Annotated in this window: 19 protein-coding genes; 10 read left to right on the top strand and 9 right to left on the bottom strand. The window is 69.5% G+C overall.

Features of this window, described 5'->3' with window-relative positions:
* Positions 1 to 66: 66 nt before the first annotated feature.
* From ACWF9G_RS26265 to ACWF9G_RS26295, 7 genes are all read right to left on the bottom strand, one after another.
* Positions 67 to 1,017 carry a D-isomer specific 2-hydroxyacid dehydrogenase family protein gene (locus tag ACWF9G_RS26265; RefSeq protein ID WP_452518531.1) on the bottom strand — a complete coding sequence of 317 codons (951 nt, stop codon included), beginning with the start codon at positions 1,015 to 1,017 and terminating at the stop codon, positions 67 to 69.
* A gap of 80 nt (positions 1,018 to 1,097) precedes the next feature.
* Positions 1,098 to 2,057 carry a non-homologous end-joining DNA ligase gene (gene ligD / locus ACWF9G_RS26270; protein ID WP_452518533.1) on the bottom strand — a complete coding sequence of 320 codons (960 nt, stop codon included), beginning with the start codon at positions 2,055 to 2,057 and terminating at the stop codon, positions 1,098 to 1,100.
* Between the two features lie 65 nt (positions 2,058 to 2,122).
* Positions 2,123 to 4,294 (bottom strand): MMPL family transporter, encoded by a 2,172-nt coding sequence (locus ACWF9G_RS26275; protein ID WP_452518535.1) that lies wholly within the window; start codon positions 4,292 to 4,294, stop codon positions 2,123 to 2,125.
* 28 nt (positions 4,295 to 4,322) lie between these two features.
* Positions 4,323 to 4,760 (bottom strand): EXLDI protein, encoded by a 438-nt coding sequence (locus tag ACWF9G_RS26280; RefSeq protein WP_452518537.1) that lies wholly within the window; start codon positions 4,758 to 4,760, stop codon positions 4,323 to 4,325.
* 215 nt (positions 4,761 to 4,975) lie between these two features.
* Positions 4,976 to 5,365: a hypothetical protein gene (locus tag ACWF9G_RS26285; protein ID WP_379305059.1), complete on the bottom strand. Its 390-nt coding sequence runs from the start codon at positions 5,363 to 5,365 to the stop codon at positions 4,976 to 4,978.
* A gap of 65 nt (positions 5,366 to 5,430) precedes the next feature.
* Entirely contained in the window at positions 5,431 to 6,531 is a 1,101-nt protein-coding gene (locus ACWF9G_RS26290) for a methyltransferase (RefSeq protein ID WP_452518539.1), read from the bottom strand.
* A gap of 171 nt (positions 6,532 to 6,702) precedes the next feature.
* A complete protein-coding gene (locus ACWF9G_RS26295) occupies positions 6,703 to 8,826 on the bottom strand; it encodes a RecQ family ATP-dependent DNA helicase (RefSeq protein ID WP_452518540.1) in 2,124 nt (707 codons plus the stop codon).
* 354 nt (positions 8,827 to 9,180) lie between these two features.
* Here ACWF9G_RS26295 and ACWF9G_RS26300 point away from each other — a divergent pair, with 354 nt between their 5' ends.
* Positions 9,181 to 9,582, top strand: a complete 402-nt coding sequence (locus ACWF9G_RS26300) for a hypothetical protein (protein ID WP_452518541.1) — start codon at positions 9,181 to 9,183, stop codon at positions 9,580 to 9,582.
* Between the two features lies 1 nt (position 9,583).
* On the opposite strand, the gene ACWF9G_RS26305 is transcribed toward ACWF9G_RS26300, so the two are convergent.
* Together ACWF9G_RS26305 and ACWF9G_RS26310 are read right to left on the bottom strand one after the other, a co-directional pair.
* Entirely contained in the window at positions 9,584 to 10,795 is a 1,212-nt protein-coding gene (locus tag ACWF9G_RS26305; RefSeq protein ID WP_379305053.1) for an RtcB family protein, read from the bottom strand.
* A gap of 84 nt (positions 10,796 to 10,879) precedes the next feature.
* A complete protein-coding gene (locus tag ACWF9G_RS26310; RefSeq protein ID WP_452518543.1) occupies positions 10,880 to 11,752 on the bottom strand; it encodes a ribokinase in 873 nt (290 codons plus the stop codon).
* Positions 11,753 to 11,939: 187 nt separating this feature from the next.
* Between ACWF9G_RS26310 and ACWF9G_RS26315 the strand changes: the two genes are divergently transcribed.
* The 9 genes from ACWF9G_RS26315 (at position 11,940) to octT (ending at position 20,253) form a co-directional block, all read left to right on the top strand.
* Positions 11,940 to 13,205 (top strand): glutamate-5-semialdehyde dehydrogenase, encoded by a 1,266-nt coding sequence (locus tag ACWF9G_RS26315; RefSeq protein ID WP_379305049.1) that lies wholly within the window; start codon positions 11,940 to 11,942, stop codon positions 13,203 to 13,205.
* Positions 13,202 to 14,080: an AAA family ATPase gene (locus ACWF9G_RS26320; protein WP_379305047.1), complete on the top strand. Its 879-nt coding sequence runs from the start codon at positions 13,202 to 13,204 to the stop codon at positions 14,078 to 14,080. Before ACWF9G_RS26315 ends, ACWF9G_RS26320 begins: the two co-directional genes overlap by 4 nt.
* 1 nt (position 14,081) lies before the next feature.
* Positions 14,082 to 15,473 (top strand): vWA domain-containing protein, encoded by a 1,392-nt coding sequence (locus ACWF9G_RS26325; protein WP_379305045.1) that lies wholly within the window; start codon positions 14,082 to 14,084, stop codon positions 15,471 to 15,473.
* A gap of 11 nt (positions 15,474 to 15,484) precedes the next feature.
* Positions 15,485 to 15,826, top strand: coding sequence for an MmcQ/YjbR family DNA-binding protein (locus ACWF9G_RS26330; protein ID WP_452518545.1), 342 nt, complete (start codon positions 15,485 to 15,487; stop codon positions 15,824 to 15,826).
* Between the two features lie 161 nt (positions 15,827 to 15,987).
* Complete coding sequence (locus ACWF9G_RS26335) at positions 15,988 to 16,896, top strand: hypothetical protein (protein ID WP_452518547.1); 909 nt, start codon at positions 15,988 to 15,990, stop codon at positions 16,894 to 16,896.
* Between the two features lie 65 nt (positions 16,897 to 16,961).
* On the top strand, positions 16,962 to 17,603 hold the full coding sequence (nadD, locus tag ACWF9G_RS26340; protein WP_378848310.1) for a nicotinate-nucleotide adenylyltransferase: 642 nt from the start codon (positions 16,962 to 16,964) through the stop codon (positions 17,601 to 17,603).
* Between the two features lie 46 nt (positions 17,604 to 17,649).
* Positions 17,650 to 18,063 (top strand): ribosome silencing factor, encoded by a 414-nt coding sequence (gene rsfS, locus ACWF9G_RS26345; protein ID WP_379305039.1) that lies wholly within the window; start codon positions 17,650 to 17,652, stop codon positions 18,061 to 18,063.
* The gene (locus tag ACWF9G_RS26350; protein WP_189033018.1) at positions 18,060 to 18,719 is read left to right on the top strand and encodes a histidine phosphatase family protein; all 660 of its coding nucleotides are present in this window, start codon (positions 18,060 to 18,062) and stop codon (positions 18,717 to 18,719) included. Before rsfS ends, ACWF9G_RS26350 begins: the two co-directional genes overlap by 4 nt.
* Positions 18,709 to 20,253: a diglucosylglycerate octanoyltransferase gene (gene octT / locus ACWF9G_RS26355; protein WP_452518549.1), complete on the top strand. Its 1,545-nt coding sequence runs from the start codon at positions 18,709 to 18,711 to the stop codon at positions 20,251 to 20,253. The genes ACWF9G_RS26350 and octT overlap by 11 nt, the downstream gene beginning before the upstream one ends.
* Positions 20,254 to 20,256 lie beyond the last annotated feature (3 nt).

Consider the following 20,256-nt stretch of genomic DNA (forward strand, 5'->3'; position numbering starts at 1 on the left):
GCCGAATGGAACCTTCTGAACCGCTTGGACCCAGATCGCTGCCTTGGCCGGCCGCGGCGGGATCGCTCAGTAACCCCGCTCCGGCTCGACGACCGCGAGCAGCGGCTCGCCAGCCACGAACCGGGCGATATTCGCGCCGACGTGATCGGCGAAGGCCGCCAGCCGCAGCTGCGGCGGATTCGAATCGTGCGGGGTGATGATCGCGTTCGGCAATGTCCACAGCGGATGCCCGTCCGGCAGCGGTTCCGGGTCGGTCACGTCGAGGCCCGCGCCGCCGATCACTCCCCGCGACAGCGCGCTGACCAGCGCATCGGTATCGATCAGGCTGCCGCGAGCCACATTGACGACCCACGACGACGGCCGCAACCTGGCCAGCTCGTCCGCGCCGATCAGGTGCCTGGTCTGCGCCGTCGCCGGCGCGGCGACCACCACGTGGTCGGTATGCGACCACACCCGGCCCAGCTGGTCGGCGCGCACCGTCTCCACGTCGGCCGGAATACCCGCGCCCGTCACCGGCCTGCCCGACCGGTTCACCGCGATCACATGCGCACCCAGCGGCGCCAGCATCGGAATCAGCGCGCGCCCGATCCCGCCCGCACCGACGATCGTCACCGTCTTGCCACGCAACGACCCCACATGCGGGAAGAACTCGCGCTGCTGCCACGACGTCGCCCGCAGATGCTCGGGCAGATAGCGCACGCCCGCCAGCAGCAGCATGAGCGCGTGCTCGGCGACGCTGTGCGCGAACGCGCCCGCCGCCGAGGTGAACAGCACGTCCGGGTGCGCGCGGAAGACGCCCGCGTCGAAGAAGTCCTCGATACCCGCGGCGGGCAGCTGCACCCAGCGCACCCCGGCGGGCAGCGTGGCGGGGAAGTCACCGGGCGCGCCGGTCCAGATCAGCGCGTCGGCGTCGGTCAGCTCGCCGACCTTCGCGCCCGCTCCGACGACGGCCTTCTCGAGCAGGCGAGGTGGCTGCCGGTCCGGGCCGATCGCGATCGTGGTCGCGGATTCCTGCACGGGTCCTCCTGTGTAGTGAACTGCTGCCGTCGCCGCGCGTACGCGGACCCGGAGCCTCGATTCTTCCCCGTCGGGCGCGCTCACGATTCGTCGAGGTCGACGGGCTCGTCGATGCCGTAGCGGTCGGCCAGCTCGAGCAGGGGCGCGATGTCGAAGACGGCGCCGTCCATGCCCGCCTGGATGTCGCCGAGCGCGGCGTAGCGGGCGGGGACGGTCTCGATGGTGAAGTCGCGGGGATGGATGTCGTCGATCTCGGTCCAGCGCACGGGGGTCGACACCGTCGCCGCGGGCACGCCGCGGACGGAGTAGGCAGCGGCGATGGTGTGGTCGCGGGCGTTCTGGTTGTAGTCGACGAACAGCTGGGCCGGATCGCGATCGCGCCGCCACCAGGCCGTCGTCACGTCATCGGGCGCCCTGCGCTCCACCTCCCGCGCGAAGGCCAGCGCCGCCCTGCGGACCTGTTTGAACCCGTATTCGGGGGCGATCCGCACATAGACGTGCAGGCCGGAGCCGCCGGAGGTCTTGGGCCAGCCGGCCGCGCCCAGCTCGTCGAGGATCTCGTGCACCACGCCGGCGACCCGCTGCACCCGCGGCCACGGGCACTCCGGCATGGGGTCGAGGTCGATGCGCCATTCGTCGGGGGATTCGGTGTCGCTCGCCCGCGAATTCCACGGATGGAACTCGACCGTGGACATCTGCACGGCCCAGATCACGTCGGCGAGCTCCTGCACGCACAGTTCGTCGGCGTGTCTGCCGTAGCGCGGAAAGTACACGCGCACAGTCGAAATCCAGTCCGGCGCGCCACCGGGCAACCGCTTCTGATGGACCTTCCCGCCGGGCAGGCCCTTCGGGAACCGGTGCAGCATGCACGGCCGGTCCCGCAGCGCGTTCACGATCCCGTCGCCCACGCTCAGGTAGTACTGCACCAGGTCGAGCTTGGTCGCGCCGAGCTCGGGGAAATACACCCGGTCCGGGTTGCTGACCCGCACCGTGTGCTCACCCACCGCCAGCTCGACCGCCGGTGTCGCAGACTTGGCCACCTGCGCAACGATAGACGAGCAGGCCCGCTCCCGGCGGGGGAGCGGACCTGCGGTGGGCGGGTGTGTCAGCCCTGGCGGCTCTTGGCCGGGGGCGTGTAGTAGCTCTCGGCGTAGGAGTACTCCGCCCAGCGGGGCGAGCGTTCCTCGTCGCTGTCCCCACCGTGTCCCGGCCACCAGGCGCGGCGCCCGAGCAGCGCCGTGACCGCCGGGGTGAAGAACAGTGCCATCACGAACGCGGCGATCGCGATGCCCACCGAGATGGCGAAGCCCATCTGCGACAGACTGCTGTTGCCCGCCAGCATCATCGAGGCGAAGGTGCCCGCCAGGATGAGACCGGCCGCGGCCACCGTCGGACCGGTGTGCCGCACGGCCAGCGCCGCCGCCTCGCGGGGCGTGTGCCCCGCACGGGCTTCCTCCCGCAACCGGGCGACCATCAGGATGTTGTAGTCGGTGCCCAGCGCGACGACGAACAGGTACATGATCACCGGCAGCGTGAAGATCAGCCCGTGCTCGCCCTGGATCTGCTGGAACACCAGCACCGTCGCGCCGAGGGTCGCGGCGAAACCGAGGAACACCGAGGCCATCAGGTACCAGGGTGCGACGAGGCTGCGCAGCAGCAGCGCCAGCACGAGCATGATCAGGATCGCGGCCACCGGGAACACGATCCGGTAGTCGTGGTTCATCGCGTCCTCGAAGTCGACGTACACCGCGGTCATGCCACCGACCGCCGCCGTCGCCCCCGCGGGGGCCGCCTGGTGGGCGACCTCGCGCAGCGGGCCTGCCACCGTGTCGAGTGCGGCATCGGATTCCGGTGCGTTGGCGAGGGTCACCTGGAAGTTCGCGATCGTCCGGTCCGCCGAGAGCTGCGCCTGCCCGACCTGGCCGACACCGTCGACCTGGGTCAGCGCCGTGCGATAGGTCGCCAGCTGGTCGTCGGCCAGCGGAGTTGTCGACCGCAGCAGCACATCCGACGGTTGCGTCGCCCCCGCGGGCATCCCCTTGAGCAGTTCGGTGGTGAAGGCCACCGATTCGGAGGCGTCGGTGGTGGAGCCCGAGCTCAGATCGAAGGTCGGGTTGAAGCCGACCGCGAACAGCCCGAGCGCCACCAGCACGCCACCGGAGGCGACGGCGAACACGCCGGGCCGCCTGCCCATCGCCGCGCCGATCGCGCCGAACCGGGCGCCCTTGGGCTCGACCTGCCAGGCCTTCGACGGCCAGAACACCTTGGTGCCGAGCAGCGAGACGATCGCGGGCACCAGCGTCAGCCCGGCCAGCAGTGCCACCGCGACCGCGATCGCCAGTGCGGGGCCGAGTGCACGGAACATCCCGAGGCTCGACAGCGTCAGCGCCATGAACGCGATGATCACCGCGGCCGCCGCCGACGTGATGGCCTCGCCGACCTTGGCGACGGCATTGACCATCGCGGTCTTCGGGTCGTCGCCCGCCCGCAGCCGTTCCCGGTAGCGGAACATCAGGAACAGGATGTAGTCGGTGCCGACACCGAACAGCACGACCAGCAGGATCGAGTTCACCGAGGTATCGATCTCGAGGTCGAAGGCCTTGGCCGCCATGGCGATCAGGCCGCCGACGGTGCTCGAGATCGCGCCGATGGTGACCACCGGCAGCAGCGCGATGACCGGGCTGCGGAAGATGATCAGCAGCAGCACCAGGATCAGCACGATCGTGGCGATGCCGATGATCGCCATGCCCTTTTCGCCCTGCTCGGTCTGGTCGAGGGTCTGCGCCGCGGTGCCGGTGATGCCCGCCTTCAATCCGGTGTCACGCACCTGCTCCTTCAGGTGCTCGCGCAGGCTCTTGACTGCCTCGCCCTGCGTCTTGTCGGCGGCGTCGGTCAGCTTGGTCATCTGTACCGCGATGACCTGCACCAGGCGGTTCTCCGACGGCGGTGTCACCTGGATTCCGGTGACGCCCTTGATGTTCTGCGCGGTGAGCGCGGCCGCGGCCGCGCTCACCGTCGCCGAGTCGGCCTCGGTCAGCGCCGCGCCGTCGGCCCGCACGGCCACGATGAGTGCCGCGGGTGCGGCGTGCTGCGGAAATGCCTGCTCCTGCAGCTTCATCGCCTGGATCGACTCGTAATGCGAAGGCAGGAATTCGGATTGGTCGGTGGTCGCGGTGAGGGCGGGCGCCGTCGACAACACGGCGACGATCGCGATCACCCACAGGCCGATCACTTTCCACGGATGGTGGACGACGACGCGCCCCAGTCTGGCGAACATGGTGGGAGGTCCTTTCCGGGTCTGGAAGTCAGATGTCGAGGTCCTGGATCAGCGGGTGGCTGACGCGGTCGACGATCGTCAGGTAGACCTTCGGCGGGACCTGATCGCGCAGCGCCTCGAGCGAATCGGCCACCTCGACGGTGAAATCGCCCCAGTCCTGCTCCCCGATGCCGACCATCGCGCGCCAGTTCTTCCAGTCCCTGGTCCAGTTCTCGGGCAGCGAGAACTCCGACCACTCGGCGATCTGCTTCTGCACCACGTAGTTGCCCTTGTGGGTGAGGTACACGCGGACGACCTCGACGGCCTTCCTGGTCACCTGCCGTGACTCGCCGACCTTGCGTCCGGTGAATCGCTGGGTGCGCCCGCCGCCGGGGCCGACCTTCACGACGATCGGACCGAATCCGTCCGCGGTGGGCTTGACGGTGTCCACGATCGCGGGTGCCTCGGTGTGCGTTTCGGTGGTCATTGATCACTCCAGTTCGATAAGTGCGTGCGCATATGGGCATGGGTGTACGAGCGGCGAGCCCCTTGCTTCGGCTCGTCGTCACGGTCGATGTGCGGTTGTGCGGCGACTCTGCGTCCCGTCCGTCTCACTATAAGTAGATGTATACGTATAGGGCAAGAGTCAAAAAAGGTCCGCACGGATCGACTCCGTGCGGACCGCTCGCGCGGGGCGCGAAACTACAGCTCATAGACCCCGAACGCCCGGTTCTGGATGCACATCGGCATCACGTGGACCTGCTCGGTCCATTCGAATCTGGCTGCGGCCTCGACGGTTCCGCGTTCGTCGACGCACACGCTCGCGGTGCCAGGCATGGTCAGCGGGTTCAGCACGGCCAGCGGGATACCCGCGTGGATGTTGCTGTAGAGGCCGCCGCTGAAGCACAGCGGGGTGATCGCGATGCCGCGCCGCGCGCTCTCGCGATCGGCGGCGGCCCGGGCGCCCGGCACGCCGGCGCAGTCGAGCGGGTTCTCGTTCGACGCCTGGGCGGGAACGGTCAACAGGGTGAATCCGGCCGCACAGCCCGCGGCGACGGCCATCAGGGATCGAGCAAATGAGGTCCTGGTCATAGCCGCATTGAAACACCGGTGGCGGGTCACACCCACAATCGACGGCGGCGTGTCGAGCAGGGGAGTCAGCGCGGGACGGCCTCCAGCACGCAATCCGGCGCCGCCGTTTCCACCGTGCGCCGGAGCGTGAACCCGCAGCGCGCCAGCAGGTCGCGGAACTGCTTTTCGGTGCGTTCGTGGCCGCCCTCGGTGTTCACCAGCATCTCCAGATCGATGAACTTGCCCGGATGCGGACGCTGATGATCCGGCAGCACCAGTTCGATCACCAGCAATGTCGCCGAGCGGCTCATCGCGGCGCGGACGGTGCGCAGGATCAGTTCGGCCTGCTCGTCGGACCAGTCGTGCAGGATGTGCTTGAGCAGGTAGGCGTCACCACCCTGGGGCACCTCATCGAAGAACGACCCGCTCTCCACCGCGCACCGTTGCGCGAGGCCAACCGCGGCGAGGTCGGCGTTCAGGTCGTCGACCACGTTCGGCAGGTCGAACACGATGCCACGTGTCGTCGGAAACCGGCCGAGTATCTCGGTGAGCAGGCTGCCGCGCCCGCCGCCGACGTCGACGAGCGTGCCGAACCGGCCGAAATCGTAGGCGGTGAGCAGCGGTTCGATCGACAGCGTGCTCACGCTGGTCATCGCGCGATCGAACAGCTCGCCGACCTCGCGGTTCACCGCCGCGTACTCGAAGAAGTTCGACCCGTCCAGGTTCCGGCCGACCGCTTCGCCGGTGCGCACCGCGTCGGTGAGGTGGGTCCAGTGGTTGCGGTGGAACGTCGAACCGAAGAACCGGGACATGTCACGCAGAGTCACCTCGGCGTCGCTGCGCAGCGCGTCACCCATCCGGGTGAGCGTGTAGGTACCGTCGCGGCGTTGGGCGAAGATGTCGTAGCTCACCAGCAGGCGCATCAACCTGCGCAGCCCGTCCTCGTCGACGTCGACTGCCCGCGCCAGCTCGACCGACGTGCGCGGTCCGTCGGCCAGCTCGTCAGCGATCCCGAGCTCAGCGGCCGTGCTGATCGCCTGGGACAGAAACCCCGCGATCTGTAGTTCCAGCAGCGCTATGTGGCCGGGTACCAACTTCCGGTACGCCGAGGAGAGAGTGTCACGCACCCGGTCGATCGCACGGAGCACGGGCAGCGGGGGAATCTTCTTCAGTGCTGTGGACGTCATGACGACTCCATCGTCGGCCGGTTGACCTGCACGGACGGACTGAGTTTACGGGAATGGGGAGGGGTCGGGGGAGAGGGCGCGGCAGACCCTGAGGTCGGTGGGCCTTCGCAGTGCCACGTCGGCCCGCGGCGTACAGGGTCGTGCCGGCTCCGCCGGAGCAGGCGATGGGGATCAGGTCGGGGTTGCGAGGGCGAACGGCAGGACGGCGTCCGCGCCGCTGGTGCGCAGGGCGTGGGCGGCGACGGTCATGGTCCAGCCGGTGTCGGTGAGGGTGTCGACCAGCAAAATGGGGCCTTCGACGCCGGTGAGGTCGGGCACCTCCCACGAGTCGAACAGGCCGGCCACCCGGTGGGCGGAGTTCGCCGCCGAGACCGGCGGCCGGTCCGGCCTGGTGTGCAGGATGCCCAGGTTGTCCAGCCGCCCGATCTGCGCGAGCCGGGCGGCCAGGCTCGCGGTGAGCTGGGGATAGCGGGGCGATTCCAGGGCAAGGACCGAGGTCGGGCGGGTGGCCCAGTTCCAGTCGCGCAGCACGGCGATGCACGCGTCGAAGACGGCATCGGGCACCGGGGCGTCCGGGCCGTCGAGCAGGGCGCGCAGGCGCTGACCCCAGCCGAGGTCGGTGAGCCTGCCGAGGACGCGACCGGTGTCGGCGCCCGCGGAGATCTTGCCGGACAACGGGATTCCCAGCTTCGCCATGCCGGTGGGCCACTGCTTGCGCGGCGCCAGGTCGAGGCCGGGGCGGTCCAGCCTAGCCCTGGTGGCGGCGACGGCGGCCGCGTCGACGGTGGTGTCGGGGCGGGTGCCGGTGCAGTTGTCGCAGCGCCCGCAGTCGGGGGTCGCGGCGTCGAGCGCGCCGAGACCCGGGTCGTCGAGCTGGCGGCGCAGGAATGTCATCCGGCAGGCGGTGGTCGCCTGGTAGTCGATCATCGCCTGCTGCTCGGTATCGCGGGCGGCGGCGAGACGTTCGTAGCGCTCGGTGTCGTAGGTCCACGGTTCGCCGGTGGACAGCCAGCCACCGCGCACCCGGCGCACCGCACCGTCCACGTCGAGCACCTTCAGCACCATTTCCAGCCGGGACCGGTTCAGCTCGACGAGCGGTTCCAGCGCGATCGTCGACATCGGCCGATCGGTGTCGAGAGCGGCAAGCACCGCGCGCACGATGTGCTCGCGCGGGAACGCCACCGAGGCGAAGTAGCTCCAGATCCGGCTGTCTTCCGCGCCGGGAAGCAACACCACCTCGGCCCGCTCGGTACCTCGGCCCGCGCGTCCGACCTGCTGGTAGTAGGCGATGGGGGACGACGGCGCACCGACATGTACCACGAACCCGAGATCGGGTTTGTCGAAACCCATACCCAGCGCCGAGGTCGCGATCAGCGCCTTGACCCCGTTGTTCAGCAGCGCGCCCTCGAGCACTTCGCGTTCGGCCGGGTCGGTCTGGCCGGTGTAGGCGGCGACGGTGTGACCGTGCGAATTCAGCACGTCGGCCAGATCGTGCGCGGCGGCCACCGTGAGGCAGTAGATGATCCCGGATCCGGGCAGCCGGTCGAGTTGCCCGGCCAGCCAGGCGGTGCGCTGCACGGCATCGTCGAACCGCACCACCGACAGATGCAGCGACGCACGATCCAGCGTGCCGCGCAACACCAGCGTGTCGGTACCGATCTGGCCCGCCACATCGGTGACCACACGGTCATTGGCGGTCGCGGTGGTCGCCAGCACCGGCACGTCGGAGCCCAGGTCGGCGATCAGCGTGCGGATACGGCGATAGTCGGGCCGGAAATCATGCCCCCAGTCCGACACACAGTGCGCTTCGTCGATCACCACCAGCCCGGCGTCGGCGGCCAGCCGCGGCAGCACCTGATCGCGAAAGTCGGGATTGTTCAACCGTTCCGGGCTCACCAGCAGCACATCGACCGCGCCGTCGGCCACCCGCTGATGGATCTCGTCCCACTCGGTGACATTGCCCGAGTTGATCGTGTCCGCCACCACCCCGGCCCGCTCGGCGGCCGCCACCTGGTTGCGCATCAACGCCAGCAGCGGCGACACGATCACCGTCGGCCCCCGCCCGGCCCGCCGCAGCAATTTCGCCGCGATGAAGTACACCGCCGACTTGCCCCAGCCGGTCCGCTGCACCACCAGCGCCCGCCTGCGCTGCACCACGAGCGCTTCGATCGCGATCCACTGGTCCTCCCGCAACCGCGCCTCGGGCCCGGCCAGCTCACGCAACAACTCCTCCGCGCGTTCGCGCAGGTCGGGAGCCGTCAGATCGAGCACGTCGTTGCCGGTCGCTGAGGTCATGCGCCCCATGCTGCCCGACCCCACCGACAGGTTTGATCAGCGGTACAGTCCCGCCTCTCCGCGATTCAGGCCAGAGCTAGGTGCGGTGGGCGGAGGCAGGCGGCCGACGGAGGGGGCGGTGGCTTGGTTCGCCCGTGCCCGGGGAGTTACCCATGTTCTTGCGAGATCAGTGGGCAACATAGGGCGATGCGGCATGGGATGGGGCATTCGTTCCGCGTAATGCCGAGTAGGAGAGGACAATAGGGCGAGTTACCGGATTGCCGGAGGGGCTCCATGGCGAACAGATTCGATCCGCCTGCGGGGTGGACGCCGCCCGGGTCACAGTTCCGGTCGAATTCTGGAACGTCTCGCACGGTGGCAGGCCTGTTTCTCGCGCTGGTTGTGACACCCGTCGGGATGGCATTGGCCGCGCACGGTGCGCTGGACACCAGTCGGTGGGTGATCATTGGTGACGCCGCAGATCGGCTCGGCTCGACCTTGCAGATCATCGTGGGTGCGCTGCTGTTGTTGCTGGTCAGCGCGCTGGCAGGGTCCACACCGATCGCGACGATCCTGGCCGGGTTGGTGTGGGGTGTGCTGCCCGGGCTGATCTACTTCGTGTCGCCGGAGAGCACCTGGCGGCTGGTGGGGGATCTGCCGCTGATGACCGACGAGCTGCATATCGCGCTCAACGCGTGGATCACCAGCGGCTTCACCTTCGTCCTCGGGCTGTTGCTCGTCGGCGCTGGTGTGGCGGGCACCCTGCGCCGACGATGACTCAACCCTTCACGCAGAGGACCTGACGCAGCGTCGCCACCACGTCGACCAGGTCGGCCTGGGCCGCGATCACCTCGTCGATGTCCTTGTACGCGGCCGGGATCTCGTCGACCACACCCGCGTCCTTGCGCGATTCCACGCCCTCGGTCTGGGCAACCAGATCCGCGACGGTGAACTGCTTCTTGGCCGCGGTCCGGCTCAACCGCCGCCCCGCACCGTGCGACGCCGACTGGAACGAGGCCGGATTCCCCTTGCCACGCACCACATACGACCGCGTCCCCATCGATCCGGGAATCAACGCGAGATCACCCGCGCCCGCCCGCACCGCACCCTTGCGGGTCACCAGCATCGGCACGCCGTCGATGATCTCCTCCGCCACATAGTTGTGGTGACACGAAATCGGCTCGTCGAAACGCACGTCACGGCCTGCGAATTCGTCGCGCACCGCCCGGCACACGAGCGACAGCATCACCGCGCGATTCCGCGCGGCGTATTCCTGCGCCCAGGTGAGGTCACGCCGGTAGGCGTCCATTTCCGGTGTCCCGGTGAGGAATACCGCCAGATCGCGATCGGGCAGTGACTGGTTGTGCGGCAGCCCCCGCGCTATCGCCATGTGCCGCTCCGCCAGCTCCTTGCCGATATTGCGCGACCCGGAGTGCAGCAGAATCCACACGGCGTCGTCCTGGTCGAGGCAGACCTCGATGAAGTGATTGCCGCCGCCGAGCGATCCGATCTGCTTGTGCGCCTTGGACTCCAGCGACGACACACCGGGATGCAGCTCGCCGAACTCACGCCAGAACCGGTCCCAGCCCTTCGTCCGCGCCGACTGCCCGTGCGAACCGGCATGCAGCGCACCGACGTTCACCGCCTCCTTGTGCGCGTTGAACCCCACCGGCACCGCCCGCTCGATTCGCGACCGCAGCGACCGCAGATCATCGGGCAGGTCCGAGGCGGTGAGCCCGGTCTTCACGCTCTCCATCCCGCACCCGATATCGACACCGACCGCCGCAGGCGCGACCGCGTCCCGCATGGCGATGACCGACCCCACCGTCGCGCCTTTGCCCAGGTGCACATCGGGCATCACGCGCAGTCCATACACCCATTTCAGTTCCGCGATATTGCGGAGCTGACGCAGCGCTGACTGCTCGATCTCGTGCTCGTTGGCCCACATGAGCGTCTGCGCTCGGGTACCGCGCAGCTCGACGGGAAACATGGTCGGTCCTTTCCTTGATGTACTACCCACGGTAGGACCCCGAACCGTGTGGTGCACGTGAATTTCGCCGGGCTCGGCGGCGGATCAGTCCACCGCGAGCGCGCGCTCGATCCGGGCGCGGTCCGGGATCGAGGAGCTGGCGCCGAGACGGGTGGTCGCCACGGCACCGGCGGCATTGGCCCAGGTCACCGAAGCGTGCGGCCCGGTCGCCCAGGTCGCGACGAGGGCGCCGGTGAAGGCGTCGCCCGCGCCGGTGGTGTCGACGACATCGACCCTGCGCCCGGCGACCGCGAACTCGGAGCCGTCGGTGGATCGATACACCGCACCGCCGCCGCCGAGGGTTCGCACCACCTGCGGTATCTGGTTCAGTTCGGCCGAATACCGGTCGGACTCCAGTGAATTCACGATGGCGAGGTCGACGTCGGCCCACAGCGCGGCGGGTAGCGGTTGCACGGGTGAGGGGTTGAGCGCGACGATCGTGCCCGATGCACGGGCGTGCCGGGCGGCGGCGGCCACCGTGTCGAGCGGAATCTCCAACTGGCACAGGAGGATGTCGGCGGCCGCGATCGCCGCGAGTTCGTCTTCGGTCAGGTGGGTCACCCGCCCGTTCGCGCCAACGACGACGATGATGCTGTTCTCGCCGGTCTCGTCGACCACGATCGTCGCCACGCCGCTCGGCCCGTCGACCGTGCGCAGCAGCGCGGTGTCGACACCGGCCTCGGCCAGCGTGGATCGCAGTGTGGTCCCGAACGCGTCGTCACCGACGGCGCCGAGGAAGCGCACCGGTGCGCCTGAGCGCGCCGCCGCGATCGCCTGGTTCGCGCCCTTGCCGCCGGGGACGGTCGCGAAACCGGACCCGAGCACGGTCTCGCCCGGTGCCGGCCGTTGCGCCGTGGTGGTGACCAGATCCATGTTGACGCTGCCGAGCACGACGACGGTGGATGCGGCGAAGTCCATGGCCGCAAATTTAGCGGCGGCGGCATGGTCGGCGGCGATTTCGGGTGGCGAGCGCGGCGTGACCTGTGGACAAGTCACGCGGCAGCGCGAAATCCTGTGGACAACTCGGTCCCGCCGCCGGTCGGAGCCGTATTCCGGGGTCCGGGTGGCGGCGAGCGGGACAGCCGCACTGCGTACGCTGATACCCATGACGGTAGAAGTGACCCCCGAGCTCGACATCCGCGCAGCGGTGCACGACGCCGCCCGCAGGGCTCGCGTCGCGTCCCGCGTGCTGGCTCAGCTGACCACGGCGCAGAAGAACGACGCATTGCACGCGGCGGCCGACGCGCTGCTCGCCGCCGCCGATCGCGTGCTCGCGGCCAATGCCACCGACATCGCGACCGCGCAGGCCGCCGGTACCGAGGAGAACCTGCTCGACCGCCTGCGGCTGACCAAGGAGCGCATCGACGGCATCGCCTCGGGCCTGCGCCAGGTGGCAGGCCTGCCCGATCCGGTCGGCGGCGTCATCCGCGGTTCCACGCTGCCCAACGGGCTCGAGATCCGCCAGACCCGCGTGCCGCTCGGCGTCGTCGGCATGGTCTACGAGGCCAGGCCCAATGTCACCGTCGACGCGTTCGGCCTCGCGCTGAAGTCGGGCAACGCGGCCCTGCTGCGCGGCTCCTCCTCGGCGGCGAACTCCAACGCCACCCTGGTCGAGGTGCTGCGCGAAGCCCTTGTCACCCAGGACATCCCGGCCGACGCGGTGCAGCTGCTGCCCAGCAACGACCGTTCCAGCGTCACCCACCTGATCCAGGCCCGCGGCCTCGTCGACGTGGTCATCCCGCGCGGCGGCGCGGGCCTGATCAACGCGGTGGTGCGCGACGCCCAGGTGCCGACCATCGAGACCGGCACCGGCAACTGCCACGTCTACGTGCACGCCGCCGCCGACCTGGACATGGCCGAGGCCATCCTGCTCAACGCCAAGACCCGCCGCCCCAGCGTCTGCAACGCGGCCGAGACCGTGCTGATCGACGCGGCCGTCGCCGAGACCGCCCTGCCGCGCCTGAGCAAGGCGCTCGAGGACGCGGGCGTCACCATCCACGGCGAGCTGCCGGGTCAGGTCCCGGCGACCGACGCCGACTGGGGTGAGGAGTACCTCACCATGGATATCGCGCTGAAGGTCGTCGACGGTCTCGACGCCGCCGTCGAGCACATCAACACCTGGGGCACCGGCCACACCGAGGCCATCGTCACCGCCGACCTGGCCGCCGCACGGGAGTTCACCTCCCGCGTCGACGCGGCCGCCGTGATGGTGAACGCGTCCACCGCCTTCACCGACGGTGAGCAGTTCGGCTTCGGCGCCGAAATCGGCATCTCCACCCAGAAGCTGCACGCCCGCGGCCCGATGGCACTGCCCGAACTCACCTCCACCAAGTGGATCGTGTGGGGCGACGGCCAGACTCGGCCGGTGTGATCGTGACACTGGTACAAGAACCGATCTTCACCTCGGTCGACGACGTCATCGCCCGGCTCGCCGACACCGGCTACCTGGCCGACAAGGCCACGGCCACCTCGGTCTTCCTTGCCGACCGGCTGGGCAAGCCACTGCTCATCGAAGGTCCCGCCGGTGTCGGCAAGACCGAGCTCTCGCGTGCGGTGGCCCAGGTCGCCGGGGCCGAGCTGGTCCGGCTGCAGTGCTACGAAGGCGTCGACGAGGCCCGCGCCCTCTACGAGTGGAACCACGCCAAGCAGATCCTGCGGATCCAGGCCTCGAGTGAGAACGATTGGGCCGAAACCAAAGCCGACGTCTTCACCGAGGAATTCCTGCTCTCGCGCCCGCTGCTCACCGCCATCCGGCGCAGCGAGCCGACGGTGCTGCTGATCGACGAGACCGACAAGGCCGACGTCGAGATCGAGGGCCTGCTGCTCGAGGTACTGAGCGATTTCGCGGTGACCGTCCCGGAACTCGGCACCATCACCGCGACCCGTAAACCGTTCGTCGTCCTCACCTCGAACGCCACCCGTGAGCTGTCCGAGGCGCTCAAGCGCCGCTGCCTGTACCTGCACCTGGACTTCCCCGACGAGGAACTCGAGCGTCGCATCCTCGCCAGCCGGGTGCCGGAGCTGTCGGTCACGGTCGCCGAGCAGCTGGTGCGGATCGTGCACGTCCTGCGCGGGATGCAGCTCAAGAAGCTGCCGTCGGTCGCCGAATCGATCGACTGGGGCCACACCCTGCTCGCGCTGGGCGCCGCAGACCTCGACGACGCCACGGTGCGCGCCACGCTCGGCGTGGTGCTCAAGCATCGCAGCGACCACCAGCGCGCGCTGGCCGAGCTGAAGCTGGCCTGAGATGACAGCGCCTGGCCCGCACGGACTCGGCGGGCATGTCGCCGGGTTCGTCGCGGCGCTGCGGGCCCGCGGCGTGCCGGTCGGGCCCTCGGAAACTGTCGACGCGGGCCGGGTACTCACCGTGCTCGACCTGCTCGATCGCGAGTCGGTGCGCGAGGGACTCGCGTGCGCGCTGCTGCGCCGTCCCACCCACCGGCGCACCTTCGACGGATTGTTCGACCTGTGGTTCCCGGTCGCGGTGGGGGAGCGCGGTGCCGAGGCCGCCGACCTGCCGCGCACGCCGGAGGGCCAGGTCGACCTGCCGGCTCTGCGTGAACAGCTGGCCGAACTGCTCACCGCCGAGGACAGCGGCGCCCAGTTGCAGTTGCTGGCCGGGCAGGTCGTCGAGCAGCTGGGTCAGTACCAGTCGGCGCGCGGGCCGTCGTTCTCGGCGTATCAGGCGTTGAAGGACCTCGCGCCACAAACCTTGCTGGCCCGGGTACTGGCGGGTCTGGGCCTGCCCCCGGACGCGAGCGACCGCGATACCGAGGTCGCGCAGCGGATCGTCCGGGAACGCATCGCCGGCTTCCGGGCGAGCGTGGAAGCCGAGACCAATCGCCGGGTCGCCGAGCAGATCGGTCGCGATCGCGTCGCCACCTACGGCGTCGCCCGCCAGGCCGAGGACGCCGACTTCCTGCGCGCCTCCGAACGCGAGCTCGTCGAACTGCGGCGTGGCAGCCAGCGGCTGGCCCGGATCCTCGCCTCCCGCCTCGCGGTGCGGCGCAAGAAGGCCCGCCGCGGCGAGATCGATCTGCGCAAGACGCTGCGGGCCTCGATGTCCACCGGCGGCGTGCCGATCGACCTGGTGAACCGCAAGCCCAGGCCCGGCCGCCCGGAACTGGTTCTGCTGTGCGACATCTCGGGCTCGGTCGCCGGATTCAGCAACTTCACCATGCTGCTGGTCAGCGCGTTGCGCGAGCAGTTCTCCCGGGTCAGGATCTTCGCCTTCGTCGACCGCACCGACGAAGTGACCACCTTCTTCGACCCGTATGCCGGCCTCGACAACGTGCTGACCAGGATCTTCACCGAGTCGCGGATCATCGACGCCGACGGGCACTCCGACTACGGCCAGGCGCTGACCACCTTCGCCGACAATTTCGGTGACGCGGTCACCAGCCGAAGTTCCCTGCTGGTGCTCGGCGACGGCCGCACCAACTACCGCAATCCGCAGCTGGACACCCTGCGGCAGCTGGTCGACACCGCCCGGCACGCGCACTGGCTGAATCCCGAACCGCGGAATCTGTGGGGTACCGGCGATTCGGCGGCTCGCGAGTACGGCGAGGTGATCGAGATGCACGAATGCCGATCCGCGCGCCAGCTGACCGACGTGGTCTCCCGGTTGTTGCCCGTCTGAAGGAGCTGGTGATGAGCGAGGATCTGCTGACCTACTGCCTGGCCAAACCCGGTGCCTGGCAAGACGAACCGTGGGAGGGCGACGTCGTCGCCAAAGTGGGCGACAAGATCTTCGCCTTCCTCGGGGAAGGCACGTCGATCGGGCTCAAATGCGGGCGCGACCGCGGCGAGGCCGACGAGCTGGTCCACATCTACCCCGATGACGTCAGCGCGTCCGCCTATATCGGGCGCTACGGCTGGAACAGCATCAGTGTCGGCGGCGCCGTCCCGCCCGACGAATTGCGCGAGCTGATCGACGCCTCCTACGACGCCGTCGTGGCCAAGCTCCCGAAGTCGAAGCGCCCCAAGGCCTGACGGCTTCAGCGGACGTTAAGCCGCTCATATGGCCTGCCCACCAAGATCACCGCCATGCTGGCAGGGGCGTCGCGCGACGACGAGCGGTCCGACCGACGGGTATCGGACAGGGTGACAGCGCGGCGGGCCCGAGCCGTCGCGCGGTGGATGTGGTTCGCCTGGTGACCGACCCATCCTCCAACGAGAGTTTGTGTGCAGCAGTCGAACCCGCCGGCGAGCCGGTGCAGGCCGGGCACCTGCCCCCAGGTTCCGGAGCACGGGCAGCGCGCAGGCTGGCCGGGATCGCGGCAGCGCGGCTGGCCGACGCGCCCGCCGCCGCCGAAGAGCAGCTGCGTCGCGCGCTGGTCGTCGGCTTCGGCGAAATCGGTGGCCGGGAACTCGCCGAGTTGCGCACCCGGCTGGTCACCGCGATCGCCGCCCAACCGGGCCGCGACCGCGATGTGGCCAGGGCAGCAGCCTCGGCCGCCGCGTGCTGGCACTCCATCTCGGCGGCCGATTCCGCGCACCTGTGGCTGGTCGCGGGCCGGGCCTGGCATCGGGCGGGCAGGCACGTCGAGGCCGTCACCGCCTTCGACCGGCCCCTGCTGAGCGGCGTCGCCGGCTATCCGTCCGGCGAGCTCGCGCTGGTCCGCGCCGAGTTCGCCGAGTCGCTGATGCGGCTCGGCCGTCACCGCCAGGCCGCCTGGCAGTTCACCGAGGCGGCGCGGCTGCTCGCCGGTTCGGCCACGCAGCGGCATCGGCACGCCGATCTGGTGTGGTCGGCGGCCGTGGCCCGGGAATGTTGCGGGCAGGAGTCGGCCGCGCTGGGCGGTTATCTGCGGGCCGCCGGCCTGTGGGGTGAGCTGGGCAAGATCGCGCCGCGTGCCCGCTGCCTCCGCGCGGCGGCCTGGCTGCAGCTGCGTGGACCCCGGGGCAGGGTCCGCGGGCCGTGGTGGGTCACGATCGACGTGCTGATGGCCGAACTGAACAACCGGCTCGCCACCGATCCGGGCCCGCACATCGCCGATGAGCTGGATCGCACCCGCGCCCAGTTCGCGCAGATGTGCGCGCAGGCGTCGGGTCCGTGCTGACGCCGAGCTGCCACGGAGCGGTCCGGTCCGCTCCGACGGTGGCAGTCCCGTTAAGCTCGGACCTCATGCACGAAACAGCTCGGCCGCGCCGCAAGCTCGGCGTCATGGGCGGCACCTTCGACCCCGTCCACCACGGCCACCTGGTCGCGGCCAGCGAGGTCGCGAACCGGTTCGAGCTCGACGAGGTCATCTTCGTTCCGACCGGTCAGCCGTGGCAGAAGGTGAACAAGCAGGTCAGCCCCGCCGAGGACCGGTATCTGATGACGGTCATCGCCACCGCGTCCAACCCGAGGTTCTCGGTCAGCCGGGCCGATATCGAACGCAACAAGGTCACCTACACGGTGGACACCCTGCGCGAGATGCAGAGCGCTCATCCCGACGCCGAGCTGTACTTCATCACCGGTGCGGACGCGCTGGCCAACATCCTGACATGGCAGGATTGGACCGAACTGTTCGAACTGGCGAAGTTCGTCGGGGTGAGCCGTCCGGGGTACGAGCTGAACACCGACCATCTCGAGGAGCATCTGCGGGACCTGCCCGCCGATGCCGTGACGATGATCGAGATCCCCGCGCTGGCCATTTCGTCGAGCGAATGCCGCCGCCGCGCCGCGGAGGGTCGGCCGGTCTGGTACCTCGTCCCCGACGGCGTGGTGCAGTACATATCGAAGCGGCACCTGTATGGGCCCGCAGGAACGGAAGGTAGCTGACGTTGAGCCACACGATCGAGGGTCTGACCTGTCTGGGGGAGGACGCATGAGTGCCACCGCCGAAGCGGTCGAAATGGCCAAGGTCGCCGCACTCGCGGCAGACGACAAGCTCGCCACCGATGTCGTCGTCCTCGACGTCTCCGAACAGCTGGTGATCACCGACTGCTTCGTGATCGCCTCGGCGCCCAACGAGCGCCAGGTCAACGCGATCGTCGACAACGTCGAAGAGAAGCTGCGCGAAGCCGGGCACAAGCCGGTCCGTCGCGAAGGCACCCGCGAGGGTCGCTGGGCGCTGCTCGACTACGTCGACATCGTCGTGCACATCCAGCACAACGACGAGCGCAATTTCTATGCGCTGGAGCGGTTGTGGCGTGACTGCCCGACCGTCCCTGTCGATGGCATCGCCGCCCCGCCGACTCCGGCCGCCGACGACGCACAGGTAGAGGGCGACACCGAGTGAGCAAGTACGCCCATGTGCGCACGCTGATCCTGCTGCGGCACGGGCAGACCGAATGGAACGCGGCGGACCGGATGCAGGGGCAGATCGATACCGATCTCACCGAGCTAGGTCGTCAGCAGGCCAAAGAGGCGGCGCGCGAACTGGTTTCGCGCAATGCCATCGCCATCCACGCCTCCGATCTGCGGCGCGCCAAAGAGACGGCGCAGGCGCTCGGCGACATCAGCGAGCTGCCGGTCGTCACCGATCAGCGGCTGCGCGAGACCCACCTCGGCGACTGGGAGGGTCTGACCCATCTCGAGGTCGACGCCGACTACCCGGGCGCGCGCGTGCAGTGGCGGCTCGACGCCACCTACACACCGCCCGGTGGCGAGAGCAAACTCGAGGTCGGTGCGCGTTCGCTGCCCGTGGTGCGCGAACTGTACAACGAGCGACAGGATTGGCCCGGCCGGACTATCATCCTGGTGGCGCACGGCGGGCTGATCGCTGCCCTCACGGCCGCGTTGCTGGAACTGCCCCCAGAGAACTGGCCTGCCCTCGGTGGGCTGGCCAATACGAGCTGGGTACAGCTGTCCAGTCACGGCCCTGACATCGACCGACCCGGCTGGCGCCTCGATGTTTGGAACGCAGCGGCGAAGGTAGCTCCCGATGTCCTCTGAAGAGCCCGTCCGATCGGTACCGGACGAACTGTTCCAGCAGGTGACGGCCAAGCCCGGACGGCAATTGCCGGACGCGCTGTTCGGCCCGCCACCCGCTCGGCCCGCACGCCCTGAGCGTGAGGAGCCCATCCGTTCGGTGCCGGACGAACTCTTCAAGCAGGTCACCGCGCGCAGCGAACGCTCGCTACCCGACGCGCTGTTCGGCCCGCCGCCGGCGCCGGTAGCCGCCGAGCCCGAGCAGGTCGACTCCGCGGCAAGCGATTCCGCGTCGGTGGGCGACTCGTCGGAGGACTCGGACGCCGATGTCGACGGCGAGCCTGCCACAGCGGGCGATGGTGTCGCCGAGGCCGCGGCTGAGCCCGAGGTCGCGACTGAGGTTGTAGCGGACTCTGCCGGGCAGCCGGATGCTGCCGACGCCGAATCGGCTGTTGCGCAGTCGGATACCGACGAGTCGGCGGTGTCCGTCACGGAGCTGTCCGACGGCACCAGTCCCGCTGCGGATGCTGACGATCTCGTGGCGACGACGAACTCCGTGGCAGAGCCCGCCGCGGCGCAAGACCTCCAGTCGGCCAGTGCGGCTGGTGGTTCCAGCGATCCGTCGGAGGCCGACACCGCTGCCGTTGCCGAGACGGTGGGCGATTCGGCCGAGACGGTGGCGGAGGAGTCCGTCGCGGTGTCTGCGGACTCTGCCTCGGTGGCCGAGGTGTTCGCTCCGGACTCGCTGGTTGGGGAGACCGCTGTCGCACAGGGGGAATCGCTCGCCGAGGCGGCCGTGGAGGTCGTGCTCGTCGAGGAATCGACCGCGCCCCGGCCGGTGGAATCCGCGTCGCCGCGCCCCGTGCTGCTGGTGATCGCCGACTCCCTCGCGTATTACGGCCCCAAGGGTGGTCTGCCCGCGGACGATCCGCGGATCTGGCCGAATATGGTGGCCGCCGAACTGGATTGGGATGTGGAGCTGATCGCCCGGATCGGCTGGACCTGCCGCGACGCCTACTGGGCGCTCATCGGTGACCCCCGGGTCTGGGCCGCGGTGCCGCGGGCAGGCGCGGTCGTGTTCGCCGTCGGTGGTATGGACACCCTGCCCTCCCCGCTGCCCACCGCGCTGCGGGAGCTGATCCGCTACATCCGTCCCCCGAAGCTGCGCCGTGGCGTGCGCGCTTCCTACAACTGGCTGCAGCCCAAGCTGTCGAAACTCGGTCGGCCCGTGGCGCTTCCGCCGAAGGTGAGTGTCGACTACCTGGAGCAGTCGCGCGAGGCGCTGAACCATCTGCGTCCCGAGCTGCCCGTGGTCGCGGTGCTGCCGTCGGTACACCAGTGCGATGCCTACGGGCGGGTGCACCGGGGCCGTGCGCGCGCGGTCAAGGCGCTGCAGGCGTGGTCGGGCCGTACCTCGGTGCCGCTGGTCGACCTCGGTGAGGCCGTGCGCGAGGACATCGAGTCGGGTGCGGCGAACCCGGACGGCATCCACTGGGGCTGGGCGGGGCACGCGGCGGTGGCGACGGCGATGACCAAGGCGCTGCAGGAGGTCCGGTAGTCC

The organism is Nocardia sp. NPDC055029 (assembly GCF_053608525.1).

Excerpts from the sequence above, each read along its gene's own strand:
- nadD (WP_378848310.1), top strand. The coding sequence starts at position 16,962 with ATGCACGAAACAGCTCGGCCGCGCCGCAAGCTCGGCGTCATGGGCGGC.
- ACWF9G_RS26305 (WP_379305053.1), bottom strand. The coding sequence starts at position 10,795 with ATGTTTCCCGTCGAGCTGCGCGGTACCCGAGCGCAGACGCTCATGTGG.
- ACWF9G_RS26290 (WP_452518539.1), bottom strand. The coding sequence starts at position 6,531 with ATGACGTCCACAGCACTGAAGAAGATTCCCCCGCTGCCCGTGCTCCGT.
- rsfS (WP_379305039.1), top strand. The coding sequence starts at position 17,650 with ATGAGTGCCACCGCCGAAGCGGTCGAAATGGCCAAGGTCGCCGCACTC.
- ACWF9G_RS26275 (WP_452518535.1), bottom strand. The coding sequence starts at position 4,294 with ATGTTCGCCAGACTGGGGCGCGTCGTCGTCCACCATCCGTGGAAAGTG.
- ACWF9G_RS26325 (WP_379305045.1), top strand. The coding sequence starts at position 14,082 with ATGACAGCGCCTGGCCCGCACGGACTCGGCGGGCATGTCGCCGGGTTC.
- ACWF9G_RS26280 (WP_452518537.1), bottom strand. The coding sequence starts at position 4,760 with ATGACCACCGAAACGCACACCGAGGCACCCGCGATCGTGGACACCGTC.
- octT (WP_452518549.1), top strand. The coding sequence starts at position 18,709 with ATGTCCTCTGAAGAGCCCGTCCGATCGGTACCGGACGAACTGTTCCAG.
- ACWF9G_RS26310 (WP_452518543.1), bottom strand. The coding sequence starts at position 11,752 with ATGGACTTCGCCGCATCCACCGTCGTCGTGCTCGGCAGCGTCAACATG.
- ACWF9G_RS26295 (WP_452518540.1), bottom strand. The coding sequence starts at position 8,826 with ATGACCTCAGCGACCGGCAACGACGTGCTCGATCTGACGGCTCCCGAC.
- ACWF9G_RS26285 (WP_379305059.1), bottom strand. The coding sequence starts at position 5,365 with ATGACCAGGACCTCATTTGCTCGATCCCTGATGGCCGTCGCCGCGGGC.
- ACWF9G_RS26330 (WP_452518545.1), top strand. The coding sequence starts at position 15,485 with ATGAGCGAGGATCTGCTGACCTACTGCCTGGCCAAACCCGGTGCCTGG.
- ACWF9G_RS26315 (WP_379305049.1), top strand. The coding sequence starts at position 11,940 with ATGACGGTAGAAGTGACCCCCGAGCTCGACATCCGCGCAGCGGTGCAC.